Source organism: Palleronia pontilimi (genome assembly GCF_016412875.1).
Taxonomy (GTDB): Bacteria; Pseudomonadota; Alphaproteobacteria; order Rhodobacterales; family Rhodobacteraceae; genus Palleronia; species Palleronia pontilimi.
Map to the genome: position 1 here is coordinate 138030 of NZ_JAEKPD010000006.1, position 17576 is coordinate 155605.

The 17576-nt window shown below is 66.9% G+C and carries 16 protein-coding genes; 8 read left to right on the top strand and 8 right to left on the bottom strand.

What is annotated here, in order from left to right; all coding sequences use genetic code 11:
* Positions 1 to 85: 85 nt before the first annotated feature.
* Positions 86 to 1366: a guanine deaminase gene (guaD, locus tag ILP92_RS06850; protein ID WP_198915632.1), complete on the top strand. Its 1281-nt coding sequence runs from the start codon at positions 86 to 88 to the stop codon at positions 1364 to 1366.
* Between the two features lie 30 nt (positions 1367 to 1396).
* Here guaD and ILP92_RS06855 read toward each other — a convergent pair whose 3' ends face one another.
* From ILP92_RS06855 to ILP92_RS06870, 4 genes are all read right to left on the bottom strand, one after another.
* Positions 1397 to 1867 (bottom strand): CAP domain-containing protein, encoded by a 471-nt coding sequence (locus ILP92_RS06855; protein WP_198915633.1) that lies wholly within the window; start codon positions 1865 to 1867, stop codon positions 1397 to 1399.
* A 72-nt stretch (positions 1868 to 1939) separates the two neighbouring features.
* Positions 1940 to 3277 (bottom strand): 8-oxoguanine deaminase, encoded by a 1338-nt coding sequence (locus ILP92_RS06860; RefSeq protein ID WP_198915634.1) that lies wholly within the window; start codon positions 3275 to 3277, stop codon positions 1940 to 1942.
* Positions 3274 to 4080, bottom strand: a complete 807-nt coding sequence (gene hisN, locus ILP92_RS06865; protein ID WP_198915635.1) for a histidinol-phosphatase — start codon at positions 4078 to 4080, stop codon at positions 3274 to 3276. The genes ILP92_RS06860 and hisN overlap by 4 nt, the downstream gene beginning before the upstream one ends.
* A 77-nt stretch (positions 4081 to 4157) precedes the next feature.
* Positions 4158 to 4535, bottom strand: a complete 378-nt coding sequence (locus tag ILP92_RS06870) for a helix-turn-helix domain-containing protein (protein ID WP_198915636.1) — start codon at positions 4533 to 4535, stop codon at positions 4158 to 4160.
* 182 nt (positions 4536 to 4717) lie between these two features.
* On the opposite strand from ILP92_RS06870, the gene ILP92_RS06875 reads away from it, so the two are divergent.
* Both ILP92_RS06875 and ILP92_RS06880 read left to right on the top strand, forming a co-directional pair.
* Positions 4718 to 5683 carry an NADPH:quinone oxidoreductase family protein gene (locus ILP92_RS06875; RefSeq protein WP_198915637.1) on the top strand — a complete coding sequence of 322 codons (966 nt, stop codon included), beginning with the start codon at positions 4718 to 4720 and terminating at the stop codon, positions 5681 to 5683.
* Positions 5680 to 6555, top strand: a complete 876-nt coding sequence (locus tag ILP92_RS06880) for a homocysteine S-methyltransferase family protein (RefSeq protein WP_198915638.1) — start codon at positions 5680 to 5682, stop codon at positions 6553 to 6555. Before ILP92_RS06875 ends, ILP92_RS06880 begins: the two co-directional genes overlap by 4 nt.
* Before the next feature lies 1 nt (position 6556).
* On the opposite strand, the gene ILP92_RS06885 is transcribed toward ILP92_RS06880, so the two are convergent.
* On the bottom strand, positions 6557 to 7438 hold the full coding sequence (locus ILP92_RS06885) for a LysR family transcriptional regulator (protein ID WP_198915639.1): 882 nt from the start codon (positions 7436 to 7438) through the stop codon (positions 6557 to 6559).
* Between the two features lie 113 nt (positions 7439 to 7551).
* Here ILP92_RS06885 and ILP92_RS06890 point away from each other — a divergent pair, with 113 nt between their 5' ends.
* The 3 genes from ILP92_RS06890 (at position 7552) to ILP92_RS06900 (ending at position 9944) form a co-directional block, all read left to right on the top strand.
* Positions 7552 to 7770, top strand: coding sequence for a DUF1127 domain-containing protein (locus ILP92_RS06890; RefSeq protein ID WP_198915640.1), 219 nt, complete (start codon positions 7552 to 7554; stop codon positions 7768 to 7770).
* Between the two features lie 127 nt (positions 7771 to 7897).
* Positions 7898 to 8641, top strand: a complete 744-nt coding sequence (locus tag ILP92_RS06895) for a Bax inhibitor-1/YccA family protein (RefSeq protein ID WP_198915641.1) — start codon at positions 7898 to 7900, stop codon at positions 8639 to 8641.
* A 193-nt stretch (positions 8642 to 8834) separates the two neighbouring features.
* Positions 8835 to 9944 (top strand): PAS domain-containing sensor histidine kinase, encoded by a 1110-nt coding sequence (locus tag ILP92_RS06900; RefSeq protein WP_198915642.1) that lies wholly within the window; start codon positions 8835 to 8837, stop codon positions 9942 to 9944.
* 9 nt (positions 9945 to 9953) lie between these two features.
* On the opposite strand, the gene ILP92_RS06905 is transcribed toward ILP92_RS06900, so the two are convergent.
* Positions 9954 to 11612, bottom strand: a complete 1659-nt coding sequence (locus tag ILP92_RS06905) for an NAD+ synthase (protein ID WP_198915643.1) — start codon at positions 11610 to 11612, stop codon at positions 9954 to 9956.
* Positions 11613 to 11752: 140 nt separating this feature from the next.
* On the opposite strand from ILP92_RS06905, the gene ILP92_RS06910 reads away from it, so the two are divergent.
* The gene (locus tag ILP92_RS06910) at positions 11753 to 13195 is read left to right on the top strand and encodes an MORN repeat-containing protein (RefSeq protein WP_198915644.1); all 1443 of its coding nucleotides are present in this window, start codon (positions 11753 to 11755) and stop codon (positions 13193 to 13195) included.
* A gap of 75 nt (positions 13196 to 13270) precedes the next feature.
* Here the strand turns inward: ILP92_RS06910 and ILP92_RS06915 are convergent, their stop codons facing one another.
* Both ILP92_RS06915 and ILP92_RS06920 read right to left on the bottom strand, forming a co-directional pair.
* Positions 13271 to 14797 (bottom strand): cryptochrome/photolyase family protein, encoded by a 1527-nt coding sequence (locus tag ILP92_RS06915; RefSeq protein WP_198915645.1) that lies wholly within the window; start codon positions 14795 to 14797, stop codon positions 13271 to 13273.
* Positions 14791 to 15453 (bottom strand): SDR family NAD(P)-dependent oxidoreductase, encoded by a 663-nt coding sequence (locus ILP92_RS06920; protein ID WP_198915646.1) that lies wholly within the window; start codon positions 15451 to 15453, stop codon positions 14791 to 14793. Before ILP92_RS06920 ends, ILP92_RS06915 begins: the two co-directional genes overlap by 7 nt.
* 234 nt (positions 15454 to 15687) lie before the next feature.
* Between ILP92_RS06920 and ILP92_RS06925 the strand changes: the two genes are divergently transcribed.
* A complete protein-coding gene (locus ILP92_RS06925; protein ID WP_235971194.1) occupies positions 15688 to 17271 on the top strand; it encodes a 2-isopropylmalate synthase in 1584 nt (527 codons plus the stop codon).
* Positions 17272 to 17576: the final 305 nt, after the last annotated feature.

Below are 17576 nucleotides of genomic sequence, written 5' to 3' on the forward strand. Positions count from 1 at the left end.
CGGCGGACACTAGGTCATTCCCGGGGGGTCTGCCAGTGGCGTTGAAACTGTGTCAGAACCGATGCGCAGCAAGGGGGACGATGCGATGGCCGAACTGATTTGCGGGCAGGTGCTGGAATTCACGGCCAACCCTTTCGACGGGCCGCCGCAGGACGCGGCGCGGTTGCACGGCGCACTGGTGATCGAGAACGGAGCGATCGCGGCGCTTGGATCGAAGGCCGATCTGCGCGCGGCGCACCCGGATGCGCGCGTCACGGATCTGGGCCACGCGCTGATCCTGCCGGGCTTCGTCGACGCGCATATGCATTATCCGCAGACCGGCATCGTCGCGAGCTGGGGCAAGCGGCTGATCGACTGGCTGAACACCTATACCTTCCCCGAGGAAATGCGCTTCGGCGACCCGGCCTACGCGCGCCAGCAGGCCGAGCTGACGCTGGACCTGGCGCTGGCGCACGGCACCACGACGCTGGCCTCGTTCTGCACCATCCATCCCGAAAGCGTGGATGCCTTTTTCGAGGCCGCGGCGGCGCGGGGCATGGCGGTGGTGGCGGGCAAGACCTGCATGGATCGCAACGCGTCCGCGGGCCTGCGCGACGACGTGGCGTCGGCCGTGGACCATAGCGCGGCGCTGATCGCGCGCTGGCATGGGCGCGGCCGCGCGCGCTACGCGATCACGCCGCGCTTTTCGCCCACGTCGACGCCCGAGCAGCTGGACGCGTTGGGCGCGCTCTGGGCCGCGCATCCCGATTGCCTGATGCAGACGCATCTGAGCGAGCAGCCGGATGAGGTCGCATGGGTGCGCGAGCTGTTCCCGGACGCGCGCGATTACCTGGACACCTACGAGGCGCACGGCCTGCTGGGCGCGCGGGGGCTTTACGGACACGCGATCCACCTTGAGCCGCGCGAGCGGGACCGGCTGCGCGAGGTGGGCGCGGCACTGGTCCACTGCCCCACGTCGAACACCTTCATCGGCTCGGGCCTGTTCGACATGGCGGCGCGGATGGCCGAAGGGCAGCGCGTCGGGCTTGCGACGGATACCGGCGGCGGGTCGTCGTTTTCGATGCTGCGCACGATGGCGGCGGCCTACGAGATCGGGCAACTCAGCGGCACCGCGCTGCACCCGGCGCAGCTTTTGTGGCTGGCGACCGAGGGCTCGGCCCGCGCGCTGCACGCGGCGGACCAGATCGGCACCCTGGCGGTAGGCTCGGTCGCGGACCTGGTGGCGCTGGATGTGTCGTCGACGCCCGCGATCGCGCAGCGCGCGGCCCGGGCGGACGACATCTGGCAGGCGGTGTTCCCCACCTTGATGATGGGGGACGACCGGGCGGTGGTGGGAGTCTGGACCGAAGGCACGCGGCGGATCTGAAGTCCCGCGCGCGGCCTTCGGATCAGTGGATCAGGGGCAGTTGCGCGACAGCAGCAGCACCCATTTGTCGCCGACATTGGCGATGCCGTAATGGGTGTTGATCGGGCGCAGCATGTTGGCGCGGTGGCCGGGCGAGCGCATCCACGCGGCCATCACCGATTGCCGGGTGAAGGGGCCTTCGGCGATGTTCTCGGCGCCGCCCGAACAGCCCTGGCGCTGGATGCGCTGGGTATGGGTCGAGCCGCGGGACCCGCGGTGGCTGAAGAAATCGTTGCGGGCCATGTCGATTGCATGGGCGCGGGCCGCGGCGTCGAGCCGCGCGGACCGCTTGACGGCGGGCGCGCCCGAATTCGAGCGATAGGCGTTGAGACCCTGGCCCGTGGCCGGGATCGGTTGGTTGCGCTGAACGGCCTCGGATCCGTTCGAGGTGGTGACGGGGGTGGACACGCAGGCGGCAAGGCCAAGGCCCGCCGCGGCGGTGAGAAGGGCAGATCTGATCATGGATACTCCTGGACGAGTGGCGATAGCGCGGACAACCTATGCGCGTGTCGCGGACCCGGTCCACCCTATCCATCAATTCGTCAGAGAAATGGCCATTCTTCGCTGATTTCTGGACGCAGCCCCTAAATCCAGTGTCGTGATGTTGCCGTCCCGCACGATCTGGTTGCCCTCGACGAAGAGGTGGCGCACCCGTGTCGGTCCCGCCAGCACCAGCGCGGCGGCGTCCCAGCTGCCCGCGGCCTCGACCCCGCGCATGTCCCACACCGCCAGGTCGGCGCGGAATCCGGGGGCGAGCTGGCCGCAATCGTCGCGTCCCAGCAACGCCGCCCCGCCCCGCGTGGCCAGCCGCAGGGCCGCGCGCGCCGACATCGCGTCGGGGCCCGAGGCCACGCGCTGGAGCAGCATGGCCTGCCGCGCCTCGGCCACCAGGTTGCCCGCGTCGTTGCTGGCCGAGCCGTCGACGCCAAGCCCCACCGGCACGCCCGCGTCGAGCATCGCGCGCACAGGCGCGATCCCCGAGCCCAGCCGACAATTGGAACACGGACAATGTGCCACCCCGGTGCGGGTCCGGGCGAACAGGTCGATCTCGTCCGCGTCCAGCTTCACGCAATGGGCGTGCCAGACGTCGTCGCCGGTCCAGCCCAGGTCCTGGGCGTATTGACCGGGGCGGCAGCCGAATTGCGCCAGCGAATAGGCCACGTCTTCGTCGTTCTCGGCCAGGTGGGTATGCAGCCGCACGCCCTTGTCGCGGGCCAGCAGCGCCGCGTCGCGCATCAGCTCGCGGCTGACCGAGAAGGGCGAACAGGGCGCCACGCCCACGCGCACCATGGCGCCCGGCGCGGGGTCGTGATGGGTGTCGATCACCCGGATGCAGTCGTCGAGGATCGCGGCCTCGTCTTCGACCAGGCTGTCGGGCGGCAGGCCGCCCTGGCTGACGCCGATGCTCATGGCCCCGCGCGTGGGATGGAAGCGCAGCCCGATTTCGCGCGCCGCGTCAATGGTGTCGTCCAGCCGCGCGCCGTTGGGAAACAGGTACAGGTGGTCGGAACTGAGCGTGCAGCCCGACAGCGCGAGCTCTGCCAGCCCGATCGTGGCCGAGACGCGCATGTGCTCGGGCCCCATCCGCGCCCAGATCGGATAGAGCGTCTGCAGCCAGCCGAAGAGTGCCGCGTCCTGCGCGCCGGGCACGGCACGGGTCAGGGTCTGGAACAGGTGGTGGTGGGTGTTCACCAGCCCCGGCGTCACCAGGCAGCCGGTAGCATCGTGGATCTCGGCGCCGTCGGCGGGCAGATCGTGGCCGATCTCGGCCACGGTGCCGTCGCGCAGGCGGATATCGGCGCCCGCAAGCTCGGTGTCCGCGTCGTCCATGGTGACGAGCAATTCGGCCCAGCGGATCAGGTGATGGCTCACCCGTTATCCGCCAGCAGTTGCAGCGCCTGGGCGTGCAAGTCCCTGTTCGCCGCGGCGATCACGCGGCCGCCCGCATGCGCGGGCTCGCCCCGCCAGCCCGTCACGATGCCGCCCGCCGCCTCGACCACGGCCATCGGCCCCTGAATGTCGTAGGCGTTCAGCCCGGCCTCGATGACCAGGTCGATCTGGCCCATGGCCAGCAACGCGTAGGCATAACAGTCCAGCCCGTAGCGTGTCAGCTGCACGCGGTCGCGCACCCGCTCGAAGGCCAGCCGTTCGGACGTGGTGCCGATTTCGGGGAAGGTGGTGAACAGGATCGCCCGGTCCAGCCCGGATGTGGCGCGCGTCGCAAGCGCGCGGCGGCCGGAGTCTGCGTCCAGCCAGCCGCCATCGGGTGAGCCGTGAAAGCGTTCGCGCAGGTAAGGCTGGTCGATCAGGCCAAGGATCGGGCCATCCGCGTCGGCCACGGCGATCAGGGTGCCCCAGCTGGGCGCGCCGGCCAGGAAGGCGCGGGTGCCGTCGATGGGATCGAGCACCCAGGTCAGGCCGCTGGTGCCGGGCTGCGCGCCGTATTCCTCGCCCAGGATGGCGTCCTGCGGGCGGCGCTGGGCCAGCACCGCGCGCATGGCACGCTCGGCCGCGCGATCGCCTTCGGTCACGGGATCGAAGCCCTGCGCAGCCTTGTTGTCCGCGCCCAACCCGTCGGCCCGGAAATACCGCAGCGTTTCCGGCGCGGCGGCGTCGGCCAAGGCGGACGCGGTCGCGGTCAGGTCAGCAAGCAGAGGCTGGGACAAGCGGGGCATGGCACGGATTACTCCGACAACGATACCCAAGGCGCTATCCGGGATCGCGCCCCGCGGTCAAGCGGGGCGTTGGAAGCTCACGCGACGTCGCTGAGCACGCGGGCCAGCTCGAACAGGCGGCGGCGCTGGTTTTCCGGGATCGCGTAATAGGATCGGACCAGCTCGAGCGCTTCCTTGTCGGTCAGAAGATCGTTGGCCGAGCCCTTGATGACCGTATCGGTCTGGGCATCGTTGTCTTCGGACATGCCCTCGAAAAAGAAGGCGACCTGGACATCGAGCGCGTCTGCAATATCCCAAAGGCGCGAAGCACTGACGCGGTTCATCCCGGTCTCGTACTTCTGGATCTGCTGGAACTTGATCCCGACCTTTTCAGCAAGCTGCTGCTGGGTCATCCCAAGCATCCAACGGCGGTGACGAATGCGTTTTCCAACGTGGACATCAACTGGATGTTTCATGATTACACTACCCTTACCTATCTCACTCTGGTTGTAAGGAATGCCGCGCAATCAACCCTTCGCGCAACCTGCCCAATTGGACAGGTTTGGCTCGAGAATGAGGATGCGGGCCTAAAAACAACCTGTTATCAGCCATAAAGACAGCTCACCTGACCTTACGAAATCCCTGCCGGAGCCCTGCCATGCGCGCCTTTCAAGTCGTCAGCCACGATCAGCCCCCCGAGATCTGCGATATCGACACGCCCGAGCCGGGCGATGGGCAGGTGCGTGTGCGGATCGCGGCCTGCGGGCTGAACTTCGCGGACATGCTGGTCGCGGACGGGACCTATCAGGACATCCCGCCCCTGCCCGCCACGCTGGGCATGGAGCTTGCGGGAACCGTCGATGCGATCGGGTCCGGCGTGACCGATTTCGCGCCCGGCGACCGCGTTGCGATTTTCGCGGGTCACGGCGGGCTGGCGGAATACGGCGTGTTCGACGCGGCCCGCGCCAAGCGCCTGCCGGACGCCATGCCCTTCGACGACGCCGCCGCCTTCATGGTGGCCTACGGCACGTCGCACCTGGCGCTGGACCATCGCGCCCGACTGCGCCCCGGCGAACGGCTGGTCGTGTTGGGCGCGTCGGGCGGTGTCGGCCTGACGGCGGTCGAGCTGGGCAAGCTGATGGGGGCCGAGGTCGTGGCCGTGGCGCGCGGCGACGACAAGCTGGCGGTCGCGCGCGAGGCGGGCGCCGATCACTGCATCAATTCCGAGACCGCCGATCTGCGCGCCGAGCTGAAAGCGCTCGGCGGCGCGGACGTGATCTATGACCCGGTGGGCGGCGACCTGCTGGACGCCGCCATGCGTGCGCTCAGGCCCGAAGCGCGGGTGATCGTCATCGGGTTTGCCAGCGGTCAGGTGCCGAAGTTCAAGGCCAATCACCTGCTGGTCAAGAATGTCAGCATCCTGGGCTATTACTGGGGCGGCTACATGGCCTTCGCGCCCGAACGGCTGACCGCGTCGCTGGAAACGCTGCTGGGCTGGTATGCCGAAGGCCGGATCAGCCCCCATATCAGCCACCACCTGCCGCTGGAGCGCGCGGGCGAAGGGCTGGAGCTTCTGCGCAGCCGGAAATCCACCGGCAAGGTCGTCATCACGGTGGCGCCATGACCGCGATGACGATCCTGGATGGCGGCATGGGCCAGGAACTGGTGGCGCGCGCGGGCCGGGCCACGTCCATGTGGTCGATGCAGGCCCTGCTGGACGCGCCCGAGCTGGTGCGCGCGGTGCATGACGATTTTTTCGCGGCGGGCGCCGATGTGGCCACCACCAACAGCTACGCGGTGCTGCCCGACCGGCTGGAAGCGCACGGGATGGCAGACCAGCTTGAGCGGCTGGCCCGCCGCGCCTGCGAAATCGCCGCCGCATCGCGCGATGCCCACGGGCAGGGAATCGTCGCCGGTGCGCTGGGACCGATCGGCTTTTCCTACCAGCCCGACAAGGCCCCACCCGCCGAGCGGGCGGCCGAGATCTATGCCCATCTGGCGCGCCTCCATGCCGAGACGGTCGATGTCCACCTGCTCGAGACGATGTCGTCGGTCGACCAGGCCCGGGGCGGGCTGATGGGCGCGTCGGTGACCGGCAAGCCGATCTGGCTTGCGCTGTCGGTGGACGACACGGACGGCACGAAACTGCGCTCGGGCGAGGCGCTTTCGGACGTGGCGGACCTGCTGGCCGCGCACCCGGTTGACCGGGTCCTGCTGAATTGCTCGATCCCCGAGGCGGTGACCCAAGGGCTGCCCGTGGTGGCGGGCTGGGGCGTGCCCTTCGGCGCCTACGCCAACGGCTTCACGCAGATCGCGTCCGGGTTCGACCATATCGGCGCGACGGTGGACCTGCTGTCGGCGCGTCAGGACCTGGACCCCGACGCCTATGCCGACCATGCCGAGGCGTGGCGCGACCTGGGCGCCACCACCATCGGCGGCTGTTGCGAAATCGGCCCGGCCCATATCGCCGAGCTGGCCCGCCGCCTGCGCGGCTGAGCTATTCGGCGGCCAGTCGCTCGGGCTGCCCCAGGCGTGCGTAATTGTCGCGCAGAAGCGTGGCCATGGCGTCCGAGACCTCGGGCTGCATCGCCGTCGAGCGATAGAGGTTGATCTTCTGCATGGGCAAGTCGGGCAGGCCCGCATTCGCGGGCACCTTCCGGACGCCCTGCGGCAGCGTCTGGTCGAGGATCACGTAGATCGCCAGGTCGGCCATGACCGCCACCTCGCTTGCGCGGTCGGACGCGGCATCCACCACGGACACCCAGTCGATCCCCGCCTTGTCCAAGGCGGCGCGGGCGATCGGGCTGAAGATGCAGTTGCGGCAGAATGCGAAGGGCACGGGACGCGCGCGATGGGCGACGCCGCCCGCGGCCCCGGCCCAGACCAAGGGCAGCGACAGCAGCGTCTCGCCGCGCTCGTCCAGCGTTTCCTCGGTGGTCAGGATCGCGTCGCATTCGCCGCGGGCGAACATCTGCTTCAGCGCCCGCGTGGGCAGCGACAGCAGCCGGACCCGCAAGCGCGGATAGCGCTGCGCGAAGGCCGCAAGGAACGGCGGGATCGCGGGATACAGGATGTCGTGCGGGACGCCCAGCACGATCTCGCCCTCGTAGCCGTCATCGGTCATGCGCGAAATCGCCTCGTCGTTCAGCACCAGCATCCGGCGGGCGTAGGACAGAAGCTGCTCGCCCGTGGCGGTCAGCTGCACGTTGCGCGCCGAGCGGTCGATCAGCGGGACGTTCAGCGATTCTTCCAGCCGCTTCAATTGCATCGACACCGCCGACTGGGTCAGGTGCAGGTGGCCCGCGGCCTTCGTGACGCCGCCAAGATCGGCGACGGCGATGAACGAGCGCAGGGCGGTCAGGTCCAGATTGCGAGGCATATCAACTTTCTTGATGAAGTCCGTCATTATCATTCGATTTCAAAATGGCCCATCCGAGGATATATTGGCAAGCACGATCCGACGATCGCATTTCATCACGAAAGGAATTTTTCATGTCCATTTTCAGCATTCGCATTGCGTCCTTCAAAAGCCAGTTGACGACCCCGCATGTCGTGCGGCCCCTTCTCGAGCTCTTGGCGTTGCACCGCCAGCGCCGCGCGCTTGGCGATCTCGACGACCACATGCTGAACGACATCGGGCTGACCCGCCACGAGGCCGAGGCTGAAAGCCGCAAGCCAATCTGGGATTCACCCCGTCATTGGCGCTCATAAGGCGACAATTGCCGCCAAACTGCGACGGAATGGTGCCGCAAGCCCCTTGAATTGCGGCCCATTCCTGCAAATATATCGCCCGTAGGGTCGCGTCGCGGCCCGGAAGTTTACCGCTTGGAGGCGATTAATGGCTGAACAACAGACGATCCGCTCGGGCGCCGGTGTCCGGTCTGCCGAGATTGATCAGGGTCTTCGGACCCATATGAACAAGGTCTACGGCACGATGTCCGTGGGCATGGTGATCACCGCGTTTGCCGCCTGGGCCATTTCCGGCCTGGCCGTGACCCCGTCGGGTGAGCTCAGCCAGCTTGGCGTCGCGATCTATACCACGCCGCTGAAATGGCTGATCATGTTCGCCCCGCTGATCATGGTCTTCGCGTTCGGCGCGCTGATCAACCGCATCTCGGCCGCGGGCGCGCAGCTGTTCTTCTACACCTTCGCCGCCTTGATGGGCCTGTCGCTGAGCTCGATCTTCCTGGTCTTTACCGGCTTCTCGATCGTGCAGACGTTCCTGATCACCGCGGTGGCCTTCGCGGGCCTGTCGCTGTGGGGCTACACCACGAAGAAGGACATTTCGGGCTGGGGCAGCTTCCTGATCATGGGCGTGATCGGCCTGATCGTGGCGTCCATCGTCAACATCTTCCTGGGCTCGCCCGCGATCATGTTCGCGATCTCGGCACTGGGCGTTCTGATCTTCGCGGGCCTGACCGCCTATGACACGCAGAAGATCAAGACCGACTACATCCAGCACGCGCAGTCGATGGACCAGGAATGGCTGAGCAAGTCGGCCATCATGGGGGCGCTGAACCTGTACCTGGACTTCATCAACCTGTTCATGTTCCTGCTGAGCTTCATGGGCAACCGCGAATAAGCGAACGGGATACCTACAGAAATCGGCCCGCCATGTCGCTGACATGGCGGGCCTTTTTTCCGTTCAAGCTCCGACGCCGCCGCCGCGGTGGCACATCGGCGCGGGATCGAATGCCGCGAAATGTCGCGTCTGGAAAGGCAAACCTAACCTTTTGGCCCCATGCTGCTGCCAGGGATGAATGGGGTTGTCGGACATGCTGGATCTAAGAAAATGGCGGGGGGCCGACCCGTTTCTGTCGGCCGTGCAATCCATGAGTTGCCCGATCTTCGTGGTCGAAAGGACCCCCGAAGGCGTCTTCCAGTTCGTGCATTTCAGCCCGGAGCTTGAAAAGGCCACCGGCTTCGACGCCGATGCCGTCTGCGCGGGCCCGATCGAGACGGTGTTCCCGGCCCGGATGGCCGAGCTGATCGCCGACAATTATCGCGCCGCGCTCGAGTCCGACACGCCCATCTATCTGGATGAGGCCCATCGCCTGAACGACGCCGAAACCTGGTGGCGCACCGTCCTGGCGCGGGCGCCCGACGGCGCCCAGGGCCGCGCCCGGATCGTCGGCGTCACCAGCGAAATCACCGACGTGAAGCTGCGCGAAAGCCGCTTGGTGTCGGACCTCGCCGATCTGAAGATGGCGCACAGGGAAGTGCAGATGCTGGCCGGTCTGACCGTCCACGACATGCGCGCCCCGCTGGCCAACGTGATCTCGCTGACCGGGATCGTGCTGGAAGGGTTCCGCGACCTGGGCGACGGCAAGCGCGACATGATCCTGGCCTGCCGGGACGTGGCCAGATCGTCGATCGCGGCGATCGACGGCATGATGCAGCGCGTGATGTCCGACCACTCCGCCCCGTTCCGCGAGGACGAGATCGACCTTTACCGATCCTGCGCCGATATCGCCGGGCTGGTCGATCCCGGCCAGCGGCTGACGATCACCTATCCGCGGCAGGTGGTGCTGACCGACGCCATCGTGCTGCACGCGACCTTGCGCAACCTGATGGAAAACGCGGTCCGTTACGCACGATCGCAGATCGACATCACCATCGACGAGGACCCGGTCGCGCTGACCATCACGTTGAGCGTGATGGATGACGGCCCCGGCGTGGACGCGGCCATAGATCCCATCGCCAAGGCGGCGCGCGCCAAGGGCGGCGCGAAATGTGGCTACGGGCTGCCCACGATCCTGAAGCTGCTGAAAAGCCAGGGCGGCTCGCTCAGCTATATCAGGCGCAAGGACAAGCCCGGCGCGATCTTCCGGGCCGAGTTGCCGGGCCGGATCCACGAATTGGCATCGCCCGCGAAATCGGCGTGAGCGGGCGGCTCAGGTGGGATCGCGCCAGCGGTTCACGATCGGATAGCGGCGGTCCAGCCAGAAGCTGCGCGGCGTCAGCCGCGCCCCCGGTGCGGACTGGAACCGCTTGTATTCGCTGATATAGATCAGGTTCTCGACCTTCTTGACCAGGTCGCGGTCATGGCCGCGGCCGACCACTTCGGCGACGCTGGATTCGTGGTCGATCAGCTGTTCCAGGATATCGTCCAGCACCTCGTAGGGGGGCAGCGAATCCTCGTCCTTCTGGTCGGCGCGCAGCTCGGCGGTGGGCGGCTTGTCGATCACCCGCGGCGGGATCACGGTGCCCGCGGGCCCCTTCATCCAGTCGCGGTGGTTGTCGTTGCGCCAGCGGCAGGTCTGGAACACGCGGGTCTTGTACATGTCCTTGATCGGGTTGTAGCCGCCCGACATATCGCCGTAGATCGTGGCGTAGCCCACCGCCACCTCGGACTTGTTGCCGGTGGTCAGAAGCATCTCGCCGAACTTGTTGGAAAGCGCCATGAGCGACAGGCCCCGCAGGCGGGACTGGATGTTTTCTTCGGTCAGGTCGGGCTCCAACCCCTCGAAGAGATGGGCCAGCGCCTGCGTCACCGCCGCGCGCGGGCCCTCGATGTCGACGCGGTCGAGCTTGCAGCCCAGCAACCGCGCCACCTCGGCGGCATCGTCGAGCGACGCCTGCGACGTGTATTCCGACGGCAGCATGACGCAGCGCACGTTGTCGGCGCCCAGCGCGTCCACCGCGATGGCCGCCACGATGGCGCTGTCGATGCCGCCCGAGAGGCCCAGGAGCACCTTGCCGAAGCCCGTCTTGCGACAATAGTCGCGCAGCGCGGTGACCATGACGCGGTAATCCTGCTCCCACGCGTCGGGGTGCACCGCGCGGGGCCCCGCGACCGCGCGCCAGCCGTCGTCGCCGCGCTCGAAATCCTGGTGGTGGATGACCTCGTCGAAGGCGGGCAGCGCGGTGGCCAGCGTGCCGTGGGGGTTCAGCACGAAGGTCGCCCCGTCGAAGGTCTGGTCGTCCTGGGCCCCCACCATGTTGAGATAGACCAGCGGTAGCCCCGTCTCGACCGTGCGGGCCACCATGTGGCCCACGCGGCGGTCGAACTTGCCCCGGTAATAGGGCGAGCCGTTGGGGACCAGCAGGATCTCGGCGCCGGATTCCTCGAGCGCCTCGCAGACATCCACGTGCCACGCGTCCTCGCAGATGGGTGTGCCGATCCTGAGCGGCCCGATGCTGTAGGGCCCCGAGATCGGGCCCTCGTCGTAAAGCCGCACCTCGTCGAACACCGTCTCGTTCGGCAGCTTGTGCTTCAGGATGCGCGTGGCGACCTTGCCGTTCTGCAGGATCCAGTAGGCGTTGTAGAGCTTGTCGCCATAGGCATAGGGCCCGCCGATCCCCAGCGCGGGACCATCGGCGCAGTCGCGGGCCAGCTGTCTCAGGGTCTCCATCGCCCGGCGCACGAAAACGGGCTTCAGCACCAGGTCCTGAACCTGGTAGCCGGTGACGAACATCTCGGGCAGCGCGACCATGTCGGCCCCGGCATCGCGGCCCTGTTCCCACGCCCCGCGCGCCTTTTCGGCATTGCCCGCCAGGTCGCCTACGGTCGGGTTCAACTGGCCCAGGGTAAGGCGAAATCGGTCGGACATGGTGGTACCTCCATCGCGGATGGGACTTAGCAGAACCTCGCCGAATGGGAAGCGCCGCGCGCGGGAAAAGCGTTGCGGCGCAAGGGGCCCGCCGTTAGGTTTGCACCCTGACTTCGAACCGACTTCAAAGGGGCATCTTCATGCGGCTCACGTCATTCCTTTCCGCAAGCGTCGCCGCGCTCATGCTGGCCGCCCCGCAGGCATACGCCCAGTCCGAAGGCGACGTGCAGACCAAGCAATACGAGGATGGCGGCGTCTACGAGGGCACGTTCAAGGACGGCAAGCAGGACGGCCAGGGCACCTATCGGCTGCCCAACGGCTACGAATATTCGGGCGAATGGCGCGACGGCGAAATCGTCGGAGAGGGCGTGGCGCGCTTTCCCAACGGGTCCGTCTACGAAGGCCAGTTCGCCCGCGGCAAGCCCGAGGGACAGGGCAAGATCACCTTCGCCGATGGCGGCACCTATGTGGGCGAATGGTCCGACGGCACGATCAACGGCGAAGGGGTCGCGGTCTATGCCAACGGCACCCGCTACGAAGGCGGCTTCCGCAACGCGCGCCACCACGGCATCGGGCGGATGGAAAGCAGCTCGGGCTACGTTTACGAAGGCGACTGGGTCGACGGCGAAAAGGATGGCGACGGCAAGATCACCTATCCCGACGGCGCCACCTACGAAGGCCAGATGGCGGGTGGCAACCGCGAGGGCACCGGCACCCTGACGACGCCGGACGGGCTGATCTACGAAGGCGAGTGGCTGGCGGGCGAGATCACCGGCACCGGCAAGCTGACCCAACCCAACGGGGATATCTACGAAGGCGAGCTGCTGGCGGGCGAGCGTCAGGGCAAGGGCCGCGTGACCTACGCGAATGGCGAGATCTACGACGGCAGCTTCGTCGCCGACAAGCGCGAGGGCCAGGGCAGCTTCACCCGTCCCGACGGCTACAGCTATACCGGCACGTGGGTCGCGGGCCGGATCGAGGGCGCGGGCGCCGTGGTCTATCCCGACGGCGCGGTCTACGAAGGGGAGTTCCGCGACGATTTGCCCGACGGCAAGGGCAAGATCACCTTCCCGGATGGCAACAGCTACGAAGGCGACTGGTCCGACGGCGTGATCAACGGACAGGGCATCGCCACCTACGCCAACGGCGCGGTCTACGAAGGCGGCTTCGTCGACGCGCAGAACGAAGGCCAGGGCACCATGACCTTCCCCGACGGCCAGGTCTACGAGGGCGACTGGAAGGCGGGGCAACGCGCCGGACAGGGCCGCGTGACCTATCCCGACGGGTCGATCTATGAAGGCGGGTTCGAGAACGGCTTGCGCAGCGGGATGGGCAAGATCACCTATGCGGATGGCTCGACCTACGAAGGCGAATGGTCCGAAGGCGTGATCAACGGGCGGGGCACCGCGACCTATCCCAACGGCGACGTCTACGAGGGCAATTTCGTCGACGGCCAGCGGTCCGGCGAAGGCACGATCCGCTACGCCAGCGGCGAAGAGGCCAGCGGCGACTGGCAAAACGGCGCGCTGACAAGCCAGACGGTCGAGGTCGAAAGCAACGACGCCGAAGCCGCTTCCGAGTAGCCGCGTAAAGCCGCCTGCCCGCGTTGCGCGCAGGAGTGGCACTCATGGGTCTTCAAAGGCTCGGGGATCCGCCGGTCACACCAGCGCGCCCTGCGCCATCCGGTTCAGGAAGGTGTCGGCCTCGGACAGGATCCGCGCGCGCTTGTCGGCGTCCATCCGGTCCCATGTCGCGTACATCTGCGCCATGCGCGGGTTCGACGAGAACCGCTCGCGGTGCCGGTCCATGAAGGCCCAGTAAAGCAGATTGAACGGGCAGGCACCCTCACCCACCTTGGTCTTCACGTTGTAGTGGCAGTCGCCGCAATAGTCCGACATCTTGGCGATGTAGTTGCCGCTGGACACGTAGGGTTTCGAGCCGACGATGCCGCCATCGGCGAACTGGCTCATGCCGATGACATTGGGCGCCTCGACCCATTCGTAGGCGTCGGCATAGACGGCCAGGTACCATTCGTGGACCTCGTGCGGGTCGATTCCCGCCAGCAGTGCGAAGTTGCCGGTGACCATCAGGCGCTGGATGTGGTGGGCGTAGGCCTCGGCGCGGGTCTGCTCGACCGCCTTCGAGATGCAGCGCATGTTGGTGGCGTCGCCCCAGTAGAAGCCCGGCAGCGACCGCCCGTGGCCCAGCACGTTGCGCGACGTGTAATCGGGACCCTCGCGGAAGTAGATGCCGCGCATGTATTCGCGCCAGCCGATGATCTGGCGGATGAAGCCCTCGACTGCGTTTATGGGCGCGTCGCCGGACTTCCACGCGTGCTCGGCCGCCTCGCAGATCTCGCGCCAGTGCAGCAGCCCCGCGTTCAGGTACATCGAGATCACGGCGTGGTAGAGAAACCGATCCTCGGCCAGCATCGCGTCCTGGTAGTCGCCGAATTTCGGCAGCGCGTTCTGGATGAAATGCGTGAGCGCCCGGCGCGCCTGTCCCTGGTCGGTGGCGAACCAGAACGGGGTCAGGTCGCCGAAATTGTTGCCGAAGCGGCGGCCCACAAGCTCCAGCACCTCGGTCACCGTGTCGTCGGGGGTGAACTGCATCGGCCCGCCGAAATCCACCTCGTCCGGGGCGGGCTTGCGGTTGTCGTGGTCGTAGTTCCACTTGCCCCCCGCGGGCTGGTCGCCGTCCATCAGCAGGCCGGTGCGGCGGCGCATGTCGCGGTAGAACCACTCCATCCGCAATTCCTTGCGGCCCTCGGCCCAAGCGTCGAAATCGGCGTGGGAGGCGAGGAAGCGGTCGTCCTGCCGGATCTCGACATCGAGCGGGCAATCCTGCAGCGCCTGGATGAGCCGCCATTCACCGGGCTCGGTCGCCACCACGCGCGATGTTCCAAATTCGTCGGCCCGGCGCAGCAATTCGCCCGGGATCGAGCCGGAATTGTCGGGATCGTCCAGTTTCGTGTAGGCCACCGTCCAGCCTTCACCGCGCAGCCGGTCGGCGAACTTGCGCATGGCGGCGAAGAGAAACGCGATCTTCTTGGGGTGGTGGGGCACGTAGGTGGCTTCGTCCGCGACCTCGGCCATGACGATCACGTCGTCGCGCGTCGCCTCGCGCAGGGCCGAAAGATCCTGCGACAGCTGGTCGCCCAGGACCAGGACCAGGCGCGCTACCACTGGATCGGCTCGGCCGCGTAATCGAAGAATTGCCCGGTCTGGTCGGGTGTCAGCCCTTCGATCACGTCGACCAGGTTCTTCGCGGCTTCTTCGGCCGTGACCTTGTCGTGGTCGGGGTAGTTTTCGGTGAAAGACGTGGCCACGGTGCCGGGGTGCAGGCAGGTCACGATCGCTTCCTTGCGGGTGCGCGCGATTTCCACCGCGGCACCGTGCAGCAGCGAGTTCAGCGCGGCCTTGGAGGTGCGGTAGGAATACCAGCCGCCCATGCGGTTGTCGCCGATGCTGCCCACCCGCGCCGACAGGGCCGCGAAGACGAAGCGCGACTTGCGCGGGATGCGCGATTTCCAGTGCTTCAGCACCAGCGCGGGGCCAAGCGCGTTCAGCCGCATCTGGGCGATCAGCTCGTCCGCGCTCAAGTCGTCCAGCTGCTTTTCGGGTGCGTCGCGGGTGCAGGTCAAAGCACCCGTGGCCACGAAGACCAGGTCGAAATCGCCCTTGATGCCGTCCAGCGCCGCCTTCACGCTGTCCTCGTCCGTCACGTCCAGGCCGTCGGCGCTGCGCGACAGGGTCGCGACCTCGACGCCGCGCCCTTCCAGCTCGGCCACGATGGCCTGCCCCACGCCGCCCGACGCGCCGATCACCAATGCTTTGTCCATCCCGTTCTCCTTGCCTTGGGCTGCCAGCTAGGGGGCCGCGACAGCGGGTCAACGAAAGGGGTTTTCATTCGCGCGCAGCCGGATACTATGCCGCATATGGATATGCGTGCGTTTCCTTCGGCCCAGCGCGGCCTGCTGCTGCTTCTTAGTCGCCTCTGAGCGTGCCTGTCGGCGCGACCGCTCAGGGGTGGACCAGCGCCGAAACCGGATGAAGCACAGCAGAAAGACGATCCCATGACCAATCCCGATATGCAAAAGGCCCAAGACGGCCGCGTTCTGATCTTCGACACCACCTTGCGCGACGGCGAGCAATCGCCCGGCGCCACCATGAGCCACCGCGAGAAGCTGGAAATCGCCGAGATGCTCGACGAAATGGGCGTGGACATCATCGAGGCGGGCTTTCCCATCGCGTCCGAAGGCGATTTCGCCGCGGTGAAGGCCATCGCGGAGCAGACCAGATCCGCCACGATCTGCGGCCTGTCGCGCGCAAATTTCAAGGATATCGACCGCGCGTGGGAGGCGGTGAAGCCCGCCAGATCCCCGCGCATCCACACCTTCATCGGCACCTCGCCGCTGCACCGGGCCATACCGAACCTGACCATGGACGAGATGGCCCAGCGCATCCACGACACCGTGACCCACGCGCGCAACCTGACCGACAACGTGCAATGGTCGCCCATGGACGCCACCCGCACCGAGTGGGACTTCCTGAGGCGCACGGTGGAAATCGCCATCAAGGCGGGCGCCACGACGATCAACATCCCCGACACGGTGGGCTATACCGCGCCGGTGGAATCCGCCGACCTGATCCGGCGCCTGATCGCCGAGGTCGAAGGCGCCGAGGACGTGATCTTCGCCACCCATTGCCACAACGACCTGGGCATGGCGACGGCCAACAGCCTGGCCGCCGTGGAAGGCGGCGCGCGTCAGGTGGAATGCACGATCAACGGTCTGGGCGAGCGGGCGGGCAACACCGCGCTGGAAGAAATCGTGATGGCGCTGAAGGTGCGCCACGACATCCTGCCCTATGACACCGGCGTGGACAGCCGCAAGATCATGGCGATCTCGCGCCGGGTGGCGACGGTCAGCGGCTTCCCGGTGCAGTTCAACAAGGCCATCGTCGGCAAGAACGCCTTCGCGCACGAATCCGGCATCCACCAGGACGGGATGCTGAAGAACGCCGAGACCTTCGAGATCATGCGCCCCGAAGACGTGGGCCTGTCGGGCACGTCGCTGCCCATGGGCAAGCATTCGGGCCGGGCGGCACTGCGCGCAAAGCTGAAAGAGCTGGGCTTCGACGTGGCCGATAACCAGCTGAACGACATCTTCGTGCGGTTCAAGGACCTGGCCGACCGCAAGAAGGAAGTCTTCGACGAGGATATCGAGGCGCTGGTGCGCGCCCAAGGCGCGGCCGAGCAGAATATCCGGCTGAAGTTCATGCGCGTCATCTGCGGCACCGAGGCGCCGCAATCGGCCGATGTCATCCTGACCATCGACGGCGCCGATCACCAGGTCACGGCCCAGGGCGACGGGCCGGTGGACGCGGCGTTCAACGCGATCAAGAAGCTGGTCCCGCACAACGCCCGGCTGCAGCTCTACCAGGTGCATGCTGTGACCGAAGGCACCGACGCGCAGGCCACCGTGACCGTCCGGATGGAGGAAGACGGGCGCATCGTCACCGGCCAGTCCGCCGACACCGACACCGTGGTGGCCAGCGCGCGGGCCTATATCACCGCGCTGAACCGCCTGCTGGTCAAGCGCGCGTTGACCGGTGCGGGCACCGACACCAAGTCGGTCAGCTACAAGGACGCGGGCTGAAACGGGCTGCGGGGCCGGGCGAAACCCATCGTCCATGGCCCCGCGGGCGACTTATTTGCGACTGTCATCCACATTCCACACATTGACACTTTGCAATATCGGGCGCGATAGTCGCGGTACCGGAACGCTGAAATTAGCACTAATCGAACATTACGGCGCAACCCAGCAGCAAGGGAACGGCCGTGCGGCAAGTTTACGCCGCACCGATCCGAGCGGCAGCCTTTCCCCGGGCACTGGCCTTGCCTATAAGGCCGCAACGCCGGTCCGGGGCGACTCGGGGCCGACCATCTGCTGCATGCGATAAG

Coding starts and splice junctions, on each gene's coding strand:
- ILP92_RS06900 (WP_198915642.1), top strand. CDS start 8,835: ATGCTGGATCTAAGAAAATGGCGGGGGGCCGACCCGTTTCTGTCGGCC.
- ILP92_RS06895 (WP_198915641.1), top strand. CDS start 7,898: ATGGCTGAACAACAGACGATCCGCTCGGGCGCCGGTGTCCGGTCTGCC.
- ILP92_RS06870 (WP_198915636.1), bottom strand. CDS start 4,535: ATGAAACATCCAGTTGATGTCCACGTTGGAAAACGCATTCGTCACCGC.
- ILP92_RS06905 (WP_198915643.1), bottom strand. CDS start 11,612: ATGTCCGACCGATTTCGCCTTACCCTGGGCCAGTTGAACCCGACCGTA.
- ILP92_RS06920 (WP_198915646.1), bottom strand. CDS start 15,453: ATGGACAAAGCATTGGTGATCGGCGCGTCGGGCGGCGTGGGGCAGGCC.
- ILP92_RS06925 (WP_235971194.1), top strand. CDS start 15,688: ATGACCAATCCCGATATGCAAAAGGCCCAAGACGGCCGCGTTCTGATC.
- ILP92_RS06885 (WP_198915639.1), bottom strand. CDS start 7,438: ATGCCTCGCAATCTGGACCTGACCGCCCTGCGCTCGTTCATCGCCGTC.
- ILP92_RS06890 (WP_198915640.1), top strand. CDS start 7,552: ATGTCCATTTTCAGCATTCGCATTGCGTCCTTCAAAAGCCAGTTGACG.
- ILP92_RS06875 (WP_198915637.1), top strand. CDS start 4,718: ATGCGCGCCTTTCAAGTCGTCAGCCACGATCAGCCCCCCGAGATCTGC.
- hisN (WP_198915635.1), bottom strand. CDS start 4,080: ATGCCCCGCTTGTCCCAGCCTCTGCTTGCTGACCTGACCGCGACCGCG.
- ILP92_RS06880 (WP_198915638.1), top strand. CDS start 5,680: ATGACCGCGATGACGATCCTGGATGGCGGCATGGGCCAGGAACTGGTG.
- ILP92_RS06910 (WP_198915644.1), top strand. CDS start 11,753: ATGCGGCTCACGTCATTCCTTTCCGCAAGCGTCGCCGCGCTCATGCTG.
- guaD (WP_198915632.1), top strand. CDS start 86: ATGGCCGAACTGATTTGCGGGCAGGTGCTGGAATTCACGGCCAACCCT.
- ILP92_RS06855 (WP_198915633.1), bottom strand. CDS start 1,867: ATGATCAGATCTGCCCTTCTCACCGCCGCGGCGGGCCTTGGCCTTGCC.